Origin of the sequence: Thiothrix lacustris DSM 21227 (assembly GCF_000621325.1) — a bacterium.
GTDB classification, from domain to species: domain Bacteria; phylum Pseudomonadota; class Gammaproteobacteria; order Thiotrichales; family Thiotrichaceae; genus Thiothrix; species Thiothrix lacustris.
Genome location: NZ_JHYQ01000013.1, coordinates 43,711 through 60,732, shown reverse-complemented (window position 1 = coordinate 60,732; position 17,022 = coordinate 43,711). Strand labels below are relative to the sequence as shown.

17 protein-coding genes are annotated in these 17,022 nt (G+C 49.1%); 4 read left to right on the top strand and 13 right to left on the bottom strand.

The genetic code is table 11. The features are described from left to right. Nucleotides 1-4: 4 nt before the first annotated feature. Entirely contained in the window at nt 5-439 is a 435-nt protein-coding gene (locus Q394_RS0106955; protein WP_028488644.1) for an EamA family transporter, read from the bottom strand. Next, entirely contained in the window at nt 439-756 is a 318-nt protein-coding gene (locus Q394_RS0106950; protein WP_156946764.1) for a PepSY domain-containing protein, read from the bottom strand. The genes Q394_RS0106955 and Q394_RS0106950 overlap by 1 nt, the downstream gene beginning before the upstream one ends. A gap of 180 nt (nt 757-936) precedes the next feature. On the opposite strand from Q394_RS0106950, the gene Q394_RS0106945 reads away from it, so the two are divergent. Beyond that, a complete protein-coding gene (locus tag Q394_RS0106945) occupies nt 937-1,236 on the top strand; it encodes a hypothetical protein (protein ID WP_028488642.1) in 300 nt (99 codons plus the stop codon). Here the strand turns inward: Q394_RS0106945 and Q394_RS0106940 are convergent. Together Q394_RS0106940 and Q394_RS0106935 are read right to left on the bottom strand one after the other, a co-directional pair. After that, nucleotides 1,233-1,769: a pseudouridine synthase gene (locus tag Q394_RS0106940; protein ID WP_028488641.1), complete on the bottom strand. Its 537-nt coding sequence runs from the start codon at nt 1,767-1,769 to the stop codon at nt 1,233-1,235. The two genes, Q394_RS0106945 and Q394_RS0106940, sit on opposite strands and share 4 nt — an antisense overlap. 9 nt (nt 1,770-1,778) lie before the next feature. Further along, a complete protein-coding gene (locus tag Q394_RS0106935) occupies nt 1,779-2,348 on the bottom strand; it encodes a hypothetical protein (protein WP_156946763.1) in 570 nt (189 codons plus the stop codon). Nucleotides 2,349-2,556: 208 nt separating this feature from the next. Between Q394_RS0106935 and Q394_RS0106930 the strand changes: the two genes are divergently transcribed. From Q394_RS0106930 to Q394_RS0106920, 3 genes are read left to right on the top strand one after another with little or no spacing between them, the layout of a single operon-like run. Continuing rightward, nucleotides 2,557-2,796, top strand: coding sequence for a FeoA family protein (locus Q394_RS0106930; protein ID WP_028488639.1), 240 nt, complete (start codon nt 2,557-2,559; stop codon nt 2,794-2,796). A gap of 3 nt (nt 2,797-2,799) precedes the next feature. Continuing rightward, nucleotides 2,800-5,109 carry a Fe(2+) transporter permease subunit FeoB gene (gene feoB, locus Q394_RS19410; protein ID WP_084260376.1) on the top strand — a complete coding sequence of 770 codons (2,310 nt, stop codon included), beginning with the start codon at nt 2,800-2,802 and terminating at the stop codon, nt 5,107-5,109. Then, complete coding sequence (locus Q394_RS0106920; protein WP_028488638.1) at nt 5,066-5,332, top strand: FeoC-like transcriptional regulator; 267 nt, start codon at nt 5,066-5,068, stop codon at nt 5,330-5,332. The genes feoB and Q394_RS0106920 overlap by 44 nt, the downstream gene beginning before the upstream one ends. On the opposite strand, the gene Q394_RS0106915 is transcribed toward Q394_RS0106920, so the two are convergent. The 9 genes from Q394_RS0106915 to Q394_RS0106875 all read right to left on the bottom strand — a co-directional run bounded on the left by Q394_RS0106915 (nt 5,329) and on the right by Q394_RS0106875 (nt 17,000). Then, nucleotides 5,329-6,162: an Lcl domain-containing protein gene (locus Q394_RS0106915; protein ID WP_028488637.1), complete on the bottom strand. Its 834-nt coding sequence runs from the start codon at nt 6,160-6,162 to the stop codon at nt 5,329-5,331. The genes Q394_RS0106920 and Q394_RS0106915 overlap by 4 nt on opposite strands. 161 nt (nt 6,163-6,323) lie before the next feature. Beyond that, nucleotides 6,324-7,025: a hypothetical protein gene (locus tag Q394_RS0106910; protein ID WP_156946762.1), complete on the bottom strand. Its 702-nt coding sequence runs from the start codon at nt 7,023-7,025 to the stop codon at nt 6,324-6,326. 294 nt (nt 7,026-7,319) lie between these two features. Next, on the bottom strand, nt 7,320-8,405 hold the full coding sequence (locus Q394_RS0106905) for an FAD:protein FMN transferase (protein ID WP_084260375.1): 1,086 nt from the start codon (nt 8,403-8,405) through the stop codon (nt 7,320-7,322). Further along, on the bottom strand, nt 8,359-9,798 hold the full coding sequence (locus Q394_RS0106900) for a dynamin family protein (RefSeq protein ID WP_038140790.1): 1,440 nt from the start codon (nt 9,796-9,798) through the stop codon (nt 8,359-8,361). The genes Q394_RS0106905 and Q394_RS0106900 overlap by 47 nt, the downstream gene beginning before the upstream one ends. A 3-nt stretch (nt 9,799-9,801) precedes the next feature. Then, nucleotides 9,802-10,578, bottom strand: a complete 777-nt coding sequence (locus Q394_RS21360; protein ID WP_051542988.1) for a methyl-accepting chemotaxis protein — start codon at nt 10,576-10,578, stop codon at nt 9,802-9,804. A gap of 229 nt (nt 10,579-10,807) precedes the next feature. Then, nucleotides 10,808-11,530, bottom strand: coding sequence for a tetratricopeptide repeat protein (locus Q394_RS0106890; RefSeq protein ID WP_028488633.1), 723 nt, complete (start codon nt 11,528-11,530; stop codon nt 10,808-10,810). Nucleotides 11,531-11,573: 43 nt separating this feature from the next. Beyond that, nucleotides 11,574-12,197 carry a nucleotide-binding protein gene (locus Q394_RS0106885; protein WP_028488632.1) on the bottom strand — a complete coding sequence of 208 codons (624 nt, stop codon included), beginning with the start codon at nt 12,195-12,197 and terminating at the stop codon, nt 11,574-11,576. Nucleotides 12,198-12,257: 60 nt separating this feature from the next. After that, nucleotides 12,258-13,232, bottom strand: a complete 975-nt coding sequence (locus Q394_RS22845) for a hypothetical protein (protein ID WP_051542985.1) — start codon at nt 13,230-13,232, stop codon at nt 12,258-12,260. 18 nt (nt 13,233-13,250) lie between these two features. Further along, nucleotides 13,251-17,000, bottom strand: a complete 3,750-nt coding sequence (locus tag Q394_RS0106875; protein WP_028488631.1) for an efflux RND transporter permease subunit — start codon at nt 16,998-17,000, stop codon at nt 13,251-13,253. Between the last annotated feature and the right edge of the window lie 22 nt (nt 17,001-17,022).

The following is a 17,022-nucleotide window of genomic DNA, read 5'->3' as shown; positions in this document are numbered from 1 at the left end:
AAGATCAACTCCCCAAAGCAAGTACAACGACACCCGCAGCAACCATTCCAATCCCCAACCATTCCTGTAATGACGGGCGCTCCCCAAGGAACGCCACCGCAAATATTGCTACCAGCACCAAACTAAACTTGTCTACCGGGGCAACCTTGGAGGCATCGCCAATTTGCAATGCCCGGAAATAACACACCCAGGATGCGCCCGTCGCCAAGCCAGACAGCCCGAGGAACAGCCACGTTTTAGGTGATAAAGCAAAAGGATCGCTCCACTTACCCGTGAACCACACAAATGCCGCCAGTATGCAGCCGACAATGCAGGTACGGATCAGCGTTGCCAAGTCGGAATTAACACCTTGTATGCCAATCTTAGCAAAAATGGCGGTCAGCGCTGCAAACACTGCGGAAAGTGCAGCCCAGAAAAACCAGTTACCTGAAGAATTCATCACTTGTCAGTTTTTTCGAGAGGAACCTCTGTTGAAGAAGCCTCTTCGCCCTGAATCACATCACCCTCGATTGGCTCATCTGCCAACCGAGTGACTTTGCCGGTGGTCGCATCCACCTCAAGATCTATCGCCGCATTGCCGGAGATGATTTCAATAAACCACCGCGCTTCTGCACCTTCCCCATCGCTATTCTCAAATTCAGCAGCGACAGGTATACCAGAAACTTCTTTCACGGCAGCGTTGATCGCATCCATCATGGAAATACTGACTTTGGTGGCCGCCAACAAATCCTCATTTAACGCATTGTTGGCATTCATTTCAACAGCATATGTTGAATTCAACGCACTACTAACTAACAATACAACGGCTAATTTTATTGCAAATTTCATCATATATACCATTAACTAAACTTCAACCATTACCATTTACATACTTCCCTTGACAGGGCTATGCTGTTACCACGACTGAAAGCATCACCCATACAACAAGAGAAAGCCATGAAGAACCCAGTCATTACTGTAGGAAACGATACCTTTGCCATCATTAGTAAACACACGCGCAGCCTCGCTCTGCACGTTAATAGAGACAGTAGCACCATTCAGAATTTAATTTGCAGTTTTATGGAACATGATCAGGAACTCTATGCTGCTGTGATCGCCCCTAGCAATAACCCAGAATCATTAGCGCGGCGGGTAGTTTCCTTTTTAAGTGCTTACATGCGTATCAACGACACACCTTCGATGGAACGCCAAGTATTAGTGTGTATCGAAAACTGCCTGAGCAAAAGTCATCACTAGGCATCCCGCCATTCCCCACTGACTAAACCATCCAGCGTCCATGACCCTATCCGGTAACGGATCAGCCGCAGCGTGGGAAAACCAATCGCGGCGGTCATACGGCGCACCTGCCGATTACGCCCTTCGCTGATGGTGATTTCCAGCCAACTATCGGGAATCGCCTGACGCACACGGATAGGGGGAATACGCGCCCACAAATCCGGCGGTTCAGCCATCAAGCGCACACCGGCGGGGCGAGTCATACCATCCTTCAAACGGATGCCTTGGCGCAAAGGCTGTAAATCAGCATCCGTTGGCGCACCTTCCACCTGCACCCAGTAGGTTTTGCTCATTTTATGTTTGGGGTCAGAAATGCGGTGCTGCAAAGCGCCATCATCGGTCAGCAACAGCAAGCCTTCGCTGTCACGATCGAGCCGCCCGGCGGTATACACACTAGGAACCGAAATGTAATCAGCTAACGTTGCCCGGCCTTCCTGATCAGTAAACTGACAAAGAACATCAAACGGTTTATTGAACAAAAGAATGCGGGACATGGATTACTCTCAGCCTTTGTGATGCAGCGCCTGCATGACTTTCTTGTTGCGGATTTCAAAGCCGACTTTACCATCACCCAGGTCCTTGAGAACAGCTTCATCACCTTCACGCTGCCATCTTACACCTTTGGTATTGGCCTCATCCGGTTTACCGAATAAGTTAATGATCTTTTTACCGTGTGTATCATACAATGCGGCATAGTCACCGGAGGTTTTGAGTTGTAGTTCTAAGCTGCACAACTGGTCTTCCACAAAAACGGCTTTGAAGAAACTCAGCTCTTCGCCCCACAACGTGCCTACGTCCCCCCCCACCAGAACACCACTACATTCTTCCAATAAATACGCCTTGCGGTTATCACCCAGCCCCGTTTTACCCAATGTGCATTGCATGGGTTTATTCAGTAAAGCATCCAATTGCTTGCCCGCTTCCACACGTTTATCACCCAATTTAGGCGTATCCAAGCCGTAGCGGCCGAGTGTGGCATCATCCGGTGCCGACAGCATGTCTTGCTCCAGCCGATCACAACCTGTCACGGCGAACAGGAGCAACGCAGAAATACAGTAATGGGTTATTTTCACAGTAGCCCTCATAAGCTGTGATGGAAAAATACCTCCCCGATTTGCAGGGGAGGAAGATTGTTGGAGGAGTCCACGACTCGACACAAGTTTGTCAATGCTTGCATCAACGATTATGACCAGCTATTCAATAAAATGTTCAGTGGAACTTGAATATTAAGAACATGTCATATACATTTGAGAATCATTTTCACATGCAGGTAGACATAGCATGAGCTTAGCCAACGCCCAGCCCCTTTCCACTCTGGCGGAAAGCCTTTTTGCTCATATTTACGCTGTCAAAACCGATAATGCCACGCGTATCCGCCTGCTAGGCATGGGTATTGGCACAGGTTCCCGTATTGAAATACTGCGTAACCGCAACGGTGATATTGTGTTGGGCAACGGCAATAACCGCATCAGCCTAGGGCGCACCATTACCACTCATATCATGGTTCACGTGCAGGAGTAAATCATGGCAAAAGAATGCTGTAACGCCAAAGAAAAACGCTGCTCTAAAGCTGCACTGCACCGTGAAATTGCCTTACTAGGCAATCCCAATGCGGGCAAAACCACGCTGTTCAACCTGCTAACAGGCGCCCGCCAACGTACCGGCAACTGGCCCGGCGTTACCGTCGAACGTAAGGAAGGCCAATGCCGCTTGCTCAATGAAGACTTGCATGTGGTCGACCTACCCGGCACGTATTCATTGGACTTCAGCGACACCTCCGCCGATGAACGAGTCGCCCGCGATTTCGTGCAGCAAAACCCTGACTTTCTCTACATCAATATTGTTGACGCCAGCACGCTGGAACGTGGCCTATACCTGACCTTGCAATTGCGCGAACTCAATGTCCCTATGCTCGTGTTACTGAACATGATGGACGTGGCGGAACGGCGCGGCATGAAGGTGGATGTGCAAGCCCTGCATGAACGCCTCGGCTGCCCGGTCATCCCCATCTCTTTGCGTCAGGATAAGGATTTACACCCGGTTCACCACGCGATTTGCCATTACATCCCCAGCGCTTCCACCCTGCATTTTGATATCCCCTATCACAGCAGTGTTGAACAAGCCTTGCTGAGCGTACAAACCGACGACATCAGCCGGGCGGATGCCTTATTTGCCCTGCAAACCTGCAAGACCGAACCCACCATTGCAGCCCTGCACCAGCAAATAGAGGCAGAAACGCACGAAGAGTTCGATTTCCTGCTAGCAGATGGCCGTTTTGATCTTGCTACCCGCATTGCGCGTGAGGCCACCCATGAACGCGGCAAGATCAGCCGCACCCTTTCCGACAAGCTCGACCGCTGGGTGCTGGGAAGCTGGACAGGTATCCCCATCTTTTTGGTGATGATGTATTTGCTGTTCCTGTTCAGCATCAACCTTGGCGGGGCTTTCATCGACTTCTTTGACATTGCCCTGCAAACCATTGCGGTGGATGGTGTCCGGCACGTGTTGACAGGTTTCGGTACACCGGAATGGCTGATTACGCTGCTGGCGGATGGCTTGGGTGGTGGTTTGCAAGTCGTGGCGACGTTCATTCCCATTATTGCCGCGTTGTACTTATTCCTTACCCTGCTGGAAGAATCTGGCTACATGGCGCGAGCAGCCTTTGTGATGGATCAGTTCATGCGCAGGCTGGGCGTTTCTGGCAAGGCATTTGTGCCTTTGATCGTCGGTTTCGGCTGCAATGTACCTGCGATCATGGCGACCCGCACCCTCGATAGCCAGCGGGAACGCATCCTTACCGTACTGATGGCACCGTTTATGTCCTGTGGGGCAAGGTTGGCTGTGTATGCGCTGTTCGCGGCGGCTTTCTTTCAGGGTGGTGGGCAAAACATCGTGTTCCTGCTGTATCTGGTGGGAATTGCCTTCGCCATTCTCACCGGACTGATCATGCGCAAAACCTTGCTGCAAGGCGGCGCTGACCATTTCGTGATGGAAATGCCGACGTACCAGCTTCCCGGTTTACGCAATATCCTGATCAATACGTGGAACAAGTTGCGTGGCTTCATTGTGGGCGCGGGCAAACTGATTGTAGCTGTGGTGATGGTGATCAACGTTGTGAACAGCGTGGGAACCGATGGTAGCTTTGGCAACCAGAATACGGAGAAATCCGTCCTCAGCGCGACCGCCAAATGGGTCACACCGGTGTTCGCACCGATGGGTATTGAGCAGGATAACTGGCCTGCCACAGTCGGCATTGTCAGCGGCTTGCTGGCGAAAGAAGTTGTGGTCGGCACGCTGGATGCGCTGTACAGCCAAATGGGCACTAGCCCAGAAGCAGCGGCTGAAGAAATAGCCAAACCTTTCAGTGTCAGTGCTGGCTTACAGGAAGCAGTAGCCACCATCCCCGCTAATCTTGGCGATGCGCTGGGTCATGTCGGCGACCCGCTGGGTTTCGGTGCCATTGATGAACAACAGGATGTCAGCAATGCCACCTTCAGTGCCATGAATCAGTATTTTGACGGTAAGATCGGCGCATTTGCCTACCTGTTATTCATCCTGATGTATTTTCCGTGTGTGGCAGCAACCGGGGCGATGTACCGGGAAGTCGGGGCACGCTGGGCGACACTGGGCGTGGCATGGAGCACGGGCTTAGGTTACGGGGCAGCAACGTTGTTCTATCAGCTTGCGACGATCAGCCAACATCCCGTGCAGTCCTTATTGTGGGCAGTGATCGTACTTGGCAGCTTTACAGCATCTGTTTACGCATTTTATCTGGCAGGAGGCAATCAACATGATGTTGGGGGAAATCCGCGACTACCTGCAACAGCGCGGTAGTGCTAGTCTCAATGATGTGGCGACCCATTTCGACATTACCCAGGATACGGCGCAGTTCGCGCTGAACTACTGGCAACGTAAGGGCAAAATCCGTGAATTAGCGGCGGGTGCTTGTGGCTCTGGCGGGTGTGGCGGAAAAAGTTGTGGCGGCACTAAGGCCGCCACGAACTACGAATGGGTGAAGCGGGCTGTGCCGCTTCAGTGGTTCCCACTCAAATCTTAGTCAGCAATCAGACGAATTTGATCGTTGATTTGATCCACCATATTGTGAGCTTTGATTTGACCATCGGCCAATTTATTAGTGAAGCTTACCGCTTGACGTTGTGCAGTATTACCCGTAACAGGTGTAGCAGACCAGTAAGCATACACAAATGGACGGCCATCGGTATCAGCGGCATCGAAAGAAGTGCTACCCAAATCGCTATAAATATAAGGAGGCGCTGTCTTAGTGGTATCCATTAAACCTAACAATTCAGCCGAGGTCGGCAAACGCCATGTGGTTTTGTTGCACAAGCCTTTGCCAGCATTCATCGCATTCACCGCTGCAACATAAGCATCTGTATTACACTTGGTCAATGTTGAACCAGAACCTGAGCATGAACTAGTCGCGATGGTGGCAAGAGAACCATCAGGAGTCCCAGCGGTAGAACCCACGTTAGTTCCCCAGAAATAGCCATAGTCGACATCGCGGAAGTCTGATTTTGTAGTATCAGCTGCGTTGGTCTTCACTTCCCAGAACTTGCCATCTTTAGAGTCTTGTACACAACCGATCGATGCAACACCATCAGCAACATAGGCTGCGCCAGTGAGATTCAGCTTGGTGAAGGTTCTTGCAGTGGTAGTTGTAGTGCCGGTAGTGGTAGTGCCGGTAGTAGTAGTGCCGGTAGTAGTAGTGCCGGTAGTGGTGTCAGTCGTCGTAGTACCAGTCGTATCTGTAGTACTGCTGCTACTGCCGCCACAAGCTGTCAGCAAGGATGCTGACATGGCTACTGCCAAGAAAATGCCAGTCTTACGGAACAGATTGAATGTATTTTTAGATTGAGTCGTTGTCATAGCTGTTATCCTGCCCTATAAACAAAAATTGATATAAATATTACCTCTTTGAGGCAACAGCTATATTTATAGTACAAGATGAAAAGAAATGCAGTTTTTTTTAATACAGACGCAATATTTTTTATGATGAAGGGGAGATGAACCCTCCCCCTCACACAAAATTACTGACAAATTAAGCGAACATGGCCCGCGACATTAGTTCCCAGTGATGGCGCCATGCCAAGAAGGCTAATGGCATCAACACTGCTATTTGCTGGGATAACAGCACTATAATCGACTTGACGCCCCACCTCACTTGTATTGTAGTAATAAGCATCTGTCATATGATCCGGGAAGAATGCTGCCGGTGGCACATAAGTAGTATCAGTAGCTGGCGTGAATTTCCCACCGGTAGGGAAGTAAGCAGCTGGATAACTGAGGAAAATCAATTCTGCATGGGTAGGCATCCGGCAAACGGGTGCTGCTGCACCACAAGGCTTAGTAGCCGATGCATTGACTGCTGCCACATACGCATCAGGTGTACAGCCAGCTACGGTAGCTCCACAAGCTCCCACATTAGGATCGTAGGCGTAAGTCCAATCCTTATTACGCAAACCTTCAGTCGTTTTCACTTCCCAGAAAGTACCAAGAAGCTTGTCATTGACACATGACCATGAAGTAGCGGAGTCATCCAGCATCGTACCAGTACTATCATATTTACAGAAACGCAGATCCGCACACTTTGCAACAGTTGGTGTCGTTGGTGTCGTTGGTGTCGTTGGTGTCGTTGGTGTCGTTGGTGTACTACCACTGCTCGCAGTAGTCCCTACACTACAGTCACCATCACAGTCACAGGCACTTAACAGAGAAGCACACAAAACCATGGCCAGAACCAGGCCGCTTGTTTTAAGTGCCGGGATTTCTTTAGAAGCGAAAACGTCTGACATAGCTATTACCCTAATTTATTCTAAACAATGAAATTTCAGCCATAATGATTGAGGCTAAAAAAGGTTATAGCACAGCACAGAAAAATCACCGGGACATTTTAACAACAGAGGGTTGGCAATTGGAATTTTTACATTAATAACAACAAGATATGATAAGGTCAAAAATCAACCTGACCAACAATTACTCTATATATTTTTTATACATAAATATCACTAGGCAAAATAATCACATTAGTCCTCAGTGAAAAGACGTTGAAACCCAACGGTATTAGCTGTTTCAAAGCCATCATCTGTTCGCCAAATAAAATAGGCATTAATTGCATGAGCCTCTGCAAAAGCTTTACCCTTTTCCTCGCCTAATGCCATAAATAAAGTAGCATAAGCATCGGCTAGTGTAGCCTCTTCGGACACAACGGATACAGAAGCAAGATTGTGTGTGACAGGTGTGCCAGTGACTGGATTAAAGGTATGTGAATAACGTTTACCGCCCTGCACAAAATAGTTGCGGTAATCCCCAGAAGTCGCCAAACCTGAATTCTGTAGATGCAAACCTTTTTGTACAATACGCCCTTCTTCCACCGGTTTTTCAATAGCAATATGCCAAGGATCTCCCCGTGGACTAAGACCACGCGTGCGTACCTCACCGGCTATTTCCACCATGTACTCATGGATACCCAACGATTCCAAATACAAACCGGCTTGATCAGCTGCAAAGCCATCCGCCACCGACGCCAACTCCACCCGAAGATCAACTTGCGACTTACGCACAGCAGGTGGATCAAACCGTACCTGAAGCTTCTGATACCCCACCTTAGCCAAAGCCTGATCTATCTCAGCTTTAGCGGGTACAGCATCCCTCTCCACATCATGAGAGGAAAATCCCCATAACTTAATTAATGGCCCAACCGTGACATCGTAGACACCACCACTTTGCCGACTAATGTTCAAGGTCAAATCCAGCAATTTCGCCAGTTCTGGTGAAATGCTAAACCAGTCAGTTCTTTGATAATGGTTAAAGCGGGCTATTTCCGACGTGTCATCCCACGTTGCCAATAACTGATTAGTATCAGCAAACGTCTTACTTAAACCGGCCAGAAGCTCAGCCTCACTAATACCAACAGGTGAATGCGTCACAGTGACATGCCACAAAGCAGTTCCCTGCATTCCTTCCAGACGCACCCCTGCCTGACTACTTTTATCACAAGCAGCTAAAAACAATACCCCGAAGCAAAACACCAACCCAAACGCCAATGTTTTGCCTCTTAGTCTATTAAGAAGACTTTGCTTTAACACCGGATGGACTAGTAAAACGATCATTCAAATACTGGACAAAACGATCAGTGGCGTGGCGAATCACATCCAAACGCTTGCGAGTGCGACTACCCCACCCTGCCGGTGTACTTTGAAAAATACTACGCCAGAATTTAGTACTTTTGAGGAACGCAGCAGACAAATTACCAAACGAATCATCACGACTAAGGGATGCCGCGATGCGTTTAGCTAGGCGATTACGAATCAAATAATGTATCCCTAACACCAGACATGCAACCGCTGCAATCACCGCACCTGTCGCCCAAAGATTTCCCATCAGTGACATTAGCCATGGAGGATTAAAGAAAAAACCTTCCCAATATCCAAACTCAATACTCATAGTCACCAATACGATAGCCAATAAACCAAACGCTAAAGCATCAGCCATCAATACTTGTTTTTTCCAACGCTGCAAAGCTTGGCGTAAGCGTGGAATCGCTTGTTGTTCAATCTCATTAGCCTGCGACTCTATGGCACCAATAATACGGTAGACACGCCCCGTATTTACCCCTTCTATTCTCGCCATTATGCGTTGATAATCCGCATCACGTTTTGAAACATAACGCGCCCACACACTTTCATTCGCGACAGGCACTGCCAACTTATCGTTGAAAAGGATATGGAAACTACCGGCTGATAATCCCTGTTGCACCAACGCTTTTTGCCATGAGGAGACGATATCCTCCAGATTATCTTCGCGAGCGGACGTATCAATCTGATTGAGAATAAACAGAAACTTACTACTGTCATTACGACGTAATGCGCCTTTCACCAAGTGTTCCAAGGTATCCTGCATAGCACCCGGTTCCGGGTGGCGAGCATCAAAGAACACCAAAACCAAATCAGATAACTCGATAATATGGTCAGTAATCCGCAGTGTCGCCTTACGCTGCTCATCCGCATCAAACCCGGGTGAATCAATCAAAATCTTACCGCGTAGTTTCTCACTAGGCGCGACTTTCATCTGAAGATAGTTATCTATTTTGGCGCCTTCGCCTTTGGAAACGTGCTCGATTTCTTCACTAATTTGGTAGAAGGGGAAACGTGGATCACCATCCAAAGCCAAACCGGGTAAAGTACGCACTTCCTCATCAGGACTAAAGGTAATCACCGTAAAGCGATCATCCACCGCCTGATTGCCGGTTCGCTGTAAATCCAGATCTAAAAACGTATTGATAAAACTGGATTTACCGGCTGAAAATGTCCCCAAAATAGAGATCATCGGCCACCATGAAATCTGAGTAGCATAGGATTCATTGCTACTCAGCAAACCAAGCTTTTGGGCAACGGCATCAAGCTCTCGATACTGATTAACTGCCTCGACGAGAACGGGGTTCTCACGTTTGAGGTGTTCTTGCAACCGCTTGAGGCGTTGCTCCATTCGCTTGGCTGGTGTCATAATCTATCCCTTTATCATCATAGCGACAAACTGGTCGCCATCCTTGTCCACGGAACTATGCCCATCTTTTGCGGTTTCTGCATCACTGGGCTGTATGGGTTGCGGCATCGCTGCTGGTGGTAAAACACCAACGGCTGGCTGTACTGGTATCATAGCAGCAGTAGGTGGTGATAATGGAGGCTGAGTAACACCGCTTTGCGGCAATGTGTAATAATTATAGTAGGGTGTTGCTACTGCGGGTGGGGGCACGACATAAGGTGAGGTATTATCATTACCGAATGGACTGAACTTATTAAACATTTTCATCGGACCAGAAATGTTTTTATTCATACTCCACATATCGCGCTGCATATTATAAGTGGAAACAGCCATATTTTGAGTAGATGCATTCATTTGCTGCATATTGCCAGCCATATCCTGCGTACTACTATTCATGCCTACAATATTATGGGTCATCTCGCCTGTCGATTGCACCAAATGCCCCATTTGTCCGGTCATCGTATCTAGGTTGCCTGACATGCGCCCCATATTAGTATCGACAGTTCGATTCATATCAGAAATGGTTTGCGTCAGTGTGTGAACATCTGTTGTCAACGATTGAACTAAATAAAAGCCATAGGCAGAAAGAATAATGAAAGCCACCATTGCTGGGTAAACGATCATCTGCAAAGTACGAGTTACATTGACTTGCCTCTCTTCAAACTGCTGTAACTCATCTTCAACATTATGCAACTCATGCCCAATGTTATTAGTCCCTGAGGACGTATCATTCGTGTTCATCAATATGGCTCCTAATTTTTCAGTGTGCTGCCTATCTCCCTAAACAACCCACTGGCTACTGTGAATGCGTATCACGCCTTATCTGGTGCGTTTTTCATAACATACTCTCCAACATAACCTTTGGTATCTAAATTTTATTCTTTTTAATCTTTTCACGTAATGAGGCAGGTCAAGATCTTACAAATACCTTGAGCCTGCCACACCACTCACGCCATACATACTGGCAGATTTATTTATCCAACGCCGCATCAATTTCTTTTGCCAGCTCTGGGCTAACCATATCCACATATAACTTCATATTTAAAGCTTCAGTAGTACGGCCTTGAGCAGCAAGCTGCGGAGCAACCTCTGTAAACAATTTAGCAGCTTCTTGTGAATTGCCCTGCTTCCAGTAAACATTGGCTAGCTCCCCTTTGAACTCAATTGATTCTGGGGATTGCTTCAGTAAATCGCTATACAACGTAACAGCGCGATCTAGTTCGTTAGCCCAATAAGCTTCACGAGCAGAACGTAACAAATCAGCCGGTGCAGCAGTATCAGTTTGAGCAGGAACTTCAGCAACTTGCGCTTCTGGCTGTGCAGGAACTTCAGCAACTTGTGCTTCTGGCTGTGCAGGAACTTCAGCAACTTGTGCTTCTGGCTGTGCAGGAACTTCAGCAACTTGCGCTACTGGCTGTGCAGGAACTTCAGCAACTTGCGCTACTGGCTGTGCAGGAACTTCAGCAACTTGTGCTACTGGCTGTGCAGGAACTTCAGCAACTTGCGCTACTGGCTGCGCAGGAACTTCAGCAACTTGCGCTACTGGCTGCGCTCGAGCATCATGTTTAGCAACCGTATGTGCCCCCTCCTCACTTGGCTTGCTACCAATACCAAAATTCAACAAAATCGCGACAACGGCTAGCAACCATGCCAGCAAAATCGGATGTTTCATTAACCAACGTAAAATATGCATCTGAATCTCCTTTAAAACCCCAGATTTATTAAAAATACTCTGTTTAGACTGGATACAAAACACGTCCTAAAGCATCCATTTCCAAGGCTGCTTTAGAACGTGGCTCCATTTCAAATACTGCCAATCCCTCACTGAAAGAGCGACGGTATGTAGTACGCATATACAGACGCGGCTCCAGCAATTTTATGCCAGGTAACATCTGCATCGCTTCAGCGGCCTCACCGGTTTCTCTAACGGCATGGTGAGTATCCGCACGATTGATAATCCCTAGGATTTCAACGGCACGTCCACCACGAATCTCCTCAATCATTTTCAGGAAACGTTGAGTAGACCATATATCTGCCTGACTAGGTGCAACCGGTACCACGATACGGTCAGCTTTACTGATAGACGCTTCCACAGCCGCCATATCAGCCAACCCCATATCCACTAAAATTTCAGACTTGCTGTCTTCAGCACCCAAATCAACAACCGAAGTTTGAGGCACGATAGCGGGCAAGAAACCTTCTTCTTGACGAATTTCAAAGGCATCTGCCGTAGTCGCTTGCGGATCAAGGTCGTACACAATCACATGTTTATTGTGACGGGTAGCCACCCACAACGCTAAGTTAAACGTTATGGTGCTTTTACCGGTTCCCCCTTTGAGGTTGCCAATCAGCGTAATCATTCAAGACTCACTTCATCTAATTATTCAAAAACCCACCCTAACGGGTGGGCTGTATCAGGTTTATTGCTGTACAGGTGGTTGCTGCGGAGCTTGAGTGCCTTCTTGGCCTTGTGGTGCTGCTTGTTGCATATGCTGTTGCATCTGCTGCTGAATTTGCTGCTGCATTTGCTGTGGCATCGGCTGGCTTTTCATTTGCGGCATCATGTTCTGTGGTGGAGGCGTAACAGCACCACCACTATAACCTTGAGGCATTGGAATCGCATACAGGTAGTAATAGCCAACAGGAGGCTGAGGCATTACCGCTTGTGCCGGTGCTTCTGGCTGTGCCGGTGCTTCTGGCTGTGCTGGTGCTTCTGGCTGTGCTGGTGCTTCTGGCTGTGCCGGTACTTCTGGCTGTGCCGGTACTTCTGGCTGTGCTGGCACTGCTGGAGCTTCTGCTTGATCTTTCGATGCTGCTTCAAGACCTGCCGGTGCAGTTGGCGCTTCTGGCGCCACAGGTGCTTCGGCAGCCACAGGTGCTTCGGCAGCTACAGGTGCTTCAGCAGCTACAGGTGCTTCGGCAGCTACAGGTGCTTCAGCAGCTACAGGTGCTTCGGCAGCTACAGGTGCTTCGGCAGCTTTTGCTTCGGCAGCTACAGGTGCTTCAGCAGCTTTTGCTTCGGCAGCTACAGGTGCTTCAGCAGCTACAGGTGCTTCAGCAGCTACAGGTGCTTCGGCAGCTACAGGTGCTTCAGCAGCTACAGGTGCTTCGGCAGCTACAGGTGCTTCGGCAGCTACAGGTGCTACCGGCGCTTCAGGAGCTACTGGCTCCGCAGAAGCCACTGGGGCTTCAGCTGATGCGACTGGCGCGGCAGGAACATCCGTTTGCGTTGCAGTCGCTGATGCGCCTGCTGCTTCAACAACAAATGGTCCTGGTGGTGGTGGTGGTAAATCAGCACCTTCAGCCCAGACATTAGCGCTCAACAATACCACGGCAGCAGAAGTAGCCACTGTGGCAACCGCTGTCGCCAGTTGCTTTTTGTTAAATATAGTCATGCTAGTCTTCCTTCCAGATTAAATGTCCGTCTTAAGTTTTATGCCACGCCTTCCTGAGGACTTCTTCCGTTCTTGGATATCTCCAGAGCCGAGCGGCATATTATTTTGTGATGCATTGTCCTGAGAATCGTCAACGACCTTAACAGCCTCGACAACCTCACTCAATTGTTCTTGTTGTGCACTGCTATCAACTTCATCAGCAACTGTTTTCACAGATGGCTGCGTTACTGTCTTCTGTGTATCAGTGACCTTGGTGACAGGAGCCGCCTTAGCTTGCGGCCTGCCTCCTTGGGTCTTATTCTTTTTCATGCGTTTATTTACAGCTGAAAACAAACCCATTATGCCACTCAGTACACTGGTCAATAAGGAGATGATATACATCCCAGTATAACCTACTGCCTTCTTTGTAACAGTGCCCACATCCTTATCAGGCTTCACACCTGCTGTGTGTGCCGAACCAGAAGCGCCTCCCTTCTGTCCAGAGGAACCCCCATTATTTCCTTTCGGAGTACCACCCAATGAGTCACCTGCACTGATACAGCCCAACGGAATAATCAGCAATGTCAGCAATGTTGCGACCGCACCACCGAAGATGAGTGATACCGCCATTCCCTGAAAAATAGGATCAGACAGAATCACCATCGAACCACCAAATAGCGCCAGCGCTGTAATGATGATTGGGCGAGTACGCGCTTCACAGGAGTGGATAACTGCTTCAAGTACTGTTTCACCGTTGAGCACCGCTTCACGAGCAAAATCCACCAATAGGATGGAATTACGCACGATGATCCCCGCTAACGCAATAAAACCGATCATCGACGTCGCGGTAAACTCAGCATCCATCAACCAATGCCCCGGCACAATACCGATCAAGGTCAATGGGATGGGCGCCATAATGATGGCGGGCAAAGTAAAGTTACCAAATTGCGCCACAATCAGCATGTAAATCAACACCAAGGCCGCAGCAAACGCAATCCCCATGTCGCGGAAGGTTTCCCACGTTACCGTCCATTCACCGCTCCATTCAAAGGCGGATTTACTCTCCACATTTTGCGGTGATTTCAGCCAGTAGGCTTCATCCAGCAAGCGCGTACCATCAGGTGTTATATAGCCTTTGCCATTATTGGCCTCGGCCAACAGTTTTTCCACCTGACCTTGACCATACACCGGTGCTGCCAAACGCCCAACCGTTTCAGCCGTAACGTATTCGACCGCACGCAAATCCTTGCGGTAAATCGGCTTATCTTGTTTGTCGAACACAAACGTGCCGAGTTCATGCAACGGCACAAATTGCCCCATGTGATTGGTCACTGGCAATTGCGAGAGGCGATAAATCTGTGAACGGGCGCTCAACGGCACTTGCATCACAATACGCGTCGGGTCAATCAGGGCATTTTTCTTGATGTCGCCCAGAATGTAGCCACCCATTGCCATTTCCAGCGTGCGGTTGACATCTTCAGCCGTGATGCCGTTACGCTGTGCCTTATCGGAGTCAACGATGAAACGCAGGATTTCATGATCCTCTTCCATCAGGTTGTCCACGTCATCAAGGTTTTCAGCCTGCTCAAACAACTTGGTCATATCAGCAGCAACCTGACGGCGGGTATTCGCATCTGGGCCGTAAATTTCAGCCACCACCGATTGCAATACCGGTGGGCCTGGCGGCATTTCCACCACTTGCAGCTTACCACCTGAATCTTTCAGCAAGGGTTGTAACAAAGCACGCGCCTCGACCGCAATCTGGTGGCTGGTGCGTTTACGGTCATGCTTATCGGTCAATTGCACCTGAATGTCTGCCTGCCATGCTTCCTGACGCAGGTAGTAATGGCGCACCAAACCATTAAAGTTAAACGGTGATGCACTACCTGTATAGGTTTGCAGCGCCGTCACTTCCGGGATTTCTTTCAGCTTGGCTGCCATCGAGTGCAACATATTGGCTGTCACGGGCAGTGCTGTACCTTCCGGCATATTCAGCACTACGTTAAATTCAGGCTTATTATCCAGCGGCAACATTTTCACCCGCACCGATTTGAGCGGGTAGAACAGCAGCATGAAAGCAAAAAACACAATGATAATCCCAAACAGGAAGGCATAGCCTTTTTTCTTGTTGGTCACCAAAGGCACTATCAGGCCACGGAACAGTTTTTCCATCCGCGCTGCTTGTTTATGTTCTTTTTCTGCTGCGTCATGCAGGCTTTTCAAGGAAGGTTTGAAACGGTTAGTTAGCCACGGCGTAAACGCGAACGCAGCAAACAGGGAAATGACCATCGCCACCGAACCCAACACAGGGATTGGCAACATATAAGGCCCCATCATACCGCTGACGAAACCCATTGGCAGCAAGGCTGCGATAACCGTGCCCGTTGCTAGAATGGTCGGGTTGCCGACTTCACGCACCGCATCCACAGCAGTTTCAACATCAGTGTCTTCGATCAACAACCAGCGTCGGTAAATGTTTTCCACCACCACGATGGCATCATCCACCAAAATACCAATGGAGAAGATCAGGGCGAACAAACTCACCCGGTCAATCGTCATGCCCATCAGCCATGCGGCAAACACTGTGGTGGTAATAACTGCTGGAATAACAATCAAAACGACCCCAGCGGCACGCAAACCGAGGAAGAACCAGACGAGTATCGTCACAATACCGGTTGCTACGAACAGTTTGAAAATCAGCTCATTAACCTTAGCCTTAGCCGTTTCGCCGTAGTTACGGGTCACCGCCACATGGACATTATCGGGAATAATTCGACCCTTGAGGGTTTCCAGCTTTTTCAATACCTCGCTGGCAACATCCACCCCATTCGTACCGTGTTTTTTGGCAATGGCCAAGGTGACAGCCGGTGCATTATCGGCTTGTTCCTTTCCGTCAACATCACCAGAACCTGTGTAATACCCAACTGAACGACCCGCATCACTCGGTTCTTCCGTCACAGTTGCCACATCACGAACATAAACCGGACGCCCGTCAATCACTGCCACCATCAAGCGTTTGACATCTTCCCCAGAACTCAGGAAAGCACCGCTGTAAACTCGGAATACCCGTTCATCCGGCTCCACGGAACCGGTATTGCGCTCAGAATTGGCCATGCGGATCGCATTCGCCACCTGTTCCAGCGACACCCCAAATGTTGCCAAACGCTCTGGTAGGATCTCCACCTTCAACTGATCATGGCGGCCATCGACAATGAAGCTTTGGCTGGTGTTTTCCACTTCACGCAGACTTTGCAACACATCTAACCCAACCAAGCGCAGGTTGGCATCATCGACCTGATTCGACCACAAGGTCAGCGTCACCAATGGAACGTCATCAGCCCCTTTCGGCTTGACTAAAGGTTCTTGCACCCCTATCGGCATACGGTCTTTATTCGAGGCTAGCTTGTCATACAACTTAACCAGCGACTGCTCCAGCTGCTGCCCAACAATGAACTGTACCGTTACCATTGACTGTTCACGAGCAGAATAGGAGTAAACGTGATCCACCCCGGTCATTTCCGACATAATGCTTTCCAGCGGGCGGGAAATGAGGTTTTCCACTTCCTGCGCTGAAGCACCGGGGTAACGGACAAAAATATCCACCATTGGCACGGAAATCTGTGGGTCTTCCTGACGGGGCGTTACCCACATCCCTAATACACCGACGGCAAAAAATGCCAAGAGCAACAGCAAGGAAAGTGGCGAGGTAATGAATGCCTTGGCCATAGAGCCAGCCATACCCAAATTATGCTGCTGGGGAGTGGGTGTGTTATGTGGTGAATCAGTCATAATTACTTACATTCCTAGCGGG

What these genes read in the sequence shown, in the direction of transcription:
- Q394_RS0106955 (WP_028488644.1), bottom strand. Translation starts at nt 439, where the DNA reads ATGAATTCTTCAGGTAACTGGTTTTTCTGGGCTGCACTTTCCGCAGTG.
- Q394_RS0106950 (WP_156946764.1), bottom strand. Translation starts at nt 756, where the DNA reads ATGAATGCCAACAATGCGTTAAATGAGGATTTGTTGGCGGCCACCAAA.
- Q394_RS0106945 (WP_028488642.1), top strand. Translation starts at nt 937, where the DNA reads ATGAAGAACCCAGTCATTACTGTAGGAAACGATACCTTTGCCATCATT.
- Q394_RS0106940 (WP_028488641.1), bottom strand. Translation starts at nt 1,769, where the DNA reads ATGTCCCGCATTCTTTTGTTCAATAAACCGTTTGATGTTCTTTGTCAG.
- Q394_RS0106930 (WP_028488639.1), top strand. Translation starts at nt 2,557, where the DNA reads ATGAGCTTAGCCAACGCCCAGCCCCTTTCCACTCTGGCGGAAAGCCTT.
- feoB (WP_084260376.1), top strand. Translation starts at nt 2,800, where the DNA reads ATGGCAAAAGAATGCTGTAACGCCAAAGAAAAACGCTGCTCTAAAGCT.
- Q394_RS0106920 (WP_028488638.1), top strand. Translation starts at nt 5,066, where the DNA reads ATGATGTTGGGGGAAATCCGCGACTACCTGCAACAGCGCGGTAGTGCT.
- Q394_RS0106915 (WP_028488637.1), bottom strand. Translation starts at nt 6,162, where the DNA reads ATGACAACGACTCAATCTAAAAATACATTCAATCTGTTCCGTAAGACT.
- Q394_RS0106910 (WP_156946762.1), bottom strand. Translation starts at nt 7,025, where the DNA reads ATGGTTTTGTGTGCTTCTCTGTTAAGTGCCTGTGACTGTGATGGTGAC.
- Q394_RS0106905 (WP_084260375.1), bottom strand. Translation starts at nt 8,405, where the DNA reads ATGATCGTTTTACTAGTCCATCCGGTGTTAAAGCAAAGTCTTCTTAAT.
- Q394_RS0106900 (WP_038140790.1), bottom strand. Translation starts at nt 9,798, where the DNA reads ATGACACCAGCCAAGCGAATGGAGCAACGCCTCAAGCGGTTGCAAGAA.
- Q394_RS21360 (WP_051542988.1), bottom strand. Translation starts at nt 10,578, where the DNA reads ATGAACACGAATGATACGTCCTCAGGGACTAATAACATTGGGCATGAG.
- Q394_RS0106890 (WP_028488633.1), bottom strand. Translation starts at nt 11,530, where the DNA reads ATGCATATTTTACGTTGGTTAATGAAACATCCGATTTTGCTGGCATGG.
- Q394_RS0106885 (WP_028488632.1), bottom strand. Translation starts at nt 12,197, where the DNA reads ATGATTACGCTGATTGGCAACCTCAAAGGGGGAACCGGTAAAAGCACC.
- Q394_RS22845 (WP_051542985.1), bottom strand. Translation starts at nt 13,232, where the DNA reads ATGACTATATTTAACAAAAAGCAACTGGCGACAGCGGTTGCCACAGTG.
- Q394_RS0106875 (WP_028488631.1), bottom strand. Translation starts at nt 17,000, where the DNA reads ATGACTGATTCACCACATAACACACCCACTCCCCAGCAGCATAATTTG.